This window comes from Acinetobacter sp. 228 (genome assembly GCF_048147885.1).
Genome location: NZ_JAYWYV010000586.1, coordinates 1 through 1,045, shown reverse-complemented (window position 1 = coordinate 1,045; position 1,045 = coordinate 1). Strand labels below are relative to the sequence as shown.

Genomic DNA, 1,045 nt, shown 5'->3' with positions numbered 1-1,045 from the left:
GCCCTACGGATAAGTTTTTATGTATTCTGGCCCAATCGGGCGATAAAGCTAAAAACTATGCTTTAGTGAATAAAACCATTGCTGCCGGCACGACAGTAGATCAGGTAAAAAATGAAATCGCCAAAGAGTATCAGGCTAATGGTGTAGAAACCGGTGAATTGCCACAGCTTAGTGATCAAACATATGTTCGCGGCAAAGTCATGTTTGGTTCACTAGACGATCAGATCCGCCAGTTTTGCAAAGACACAAATACGGAGTACTTCATTGATGATGAATACCTCTACATGGTCGGAATTAGTAGTTATTTGCTGGACTCTGTATTTGAAATGAATGCAAATACTGGGATGGTCGGAATGCCTCAGCTAACTACTGAAGGCTTAATGGTGAATTGCCTCCTTAATCCTCAATTACGCCGTGGTAGACGCATACATGTCGATACTTCAAGTATCCAGACACAAGCTTTTGATATTGATTACCAAAGCCAGGGCGTTGATCAACCACAAAAGGATCTAAAAACGGCTGGTGGTATTAATGGTATTTACATCATCAAGGCAGTTGAGCACTACGGAGATACACGTGGTGATGACTGGTATACAAGCACAGTTTCAGTTGGTCAGGGTGCTGTAGTTCCTAAATCTGGTATTACAATTACGGCGGTGGATTGATTATGGCTTTAAGTAATAACGAAAGATCGCCCCATTTGCTTAATACAATCAACGATGCGATTAAATCTGCCTTAGCAGTGCTTTGGACCAATTTGCCTTGTATTGTTGAATCATATGACGATGACGGACAAACAGTATCTGTAACGCCAGCTATTCAGATACCGGTAATGCGTGAAGATGGATCAATGGAATTAGTGAATTTACCGTTAATTCCAGATGTTCCTGTGTGTTGGCCTAAGGCCGGGGGATTTGCACTAACATTTCCAATTAAGAGTGGTGATGAGTGTTTAGTACATTTTTCATCTCGATGCATTGATTTGTGGTGGCAAAACGGTGGCATTCAACCACCGTTTGAAAACCGTAAGCATGATTTATCCGAT

At 41.6% G+C, this 1,045-nt stretch carries 2 protein-coding genes; both read left to right on the top strand.

Going from position 1 to position 1,045, the window contains the following annotated elements; genetic code table 11:
* A partial coding sequence (locus VXQ92_RS21030) for a baseplate hub protein (protein ID WP_416683071.1) occupies positions 1–665 on the top strand: 665 nt, incomplete at its 5' end.
* Between the two features lie 2 nt (positions 666–667).
* Positions 668–1,045, top strand: a 378-nt coding sequence (locus VXQ92_RS21025; RefSeq protein WP_416683070.1) for a Gp138 family membrane-puncturing spike protein, incomplete at its 3' end; no start/stop codon positions are given.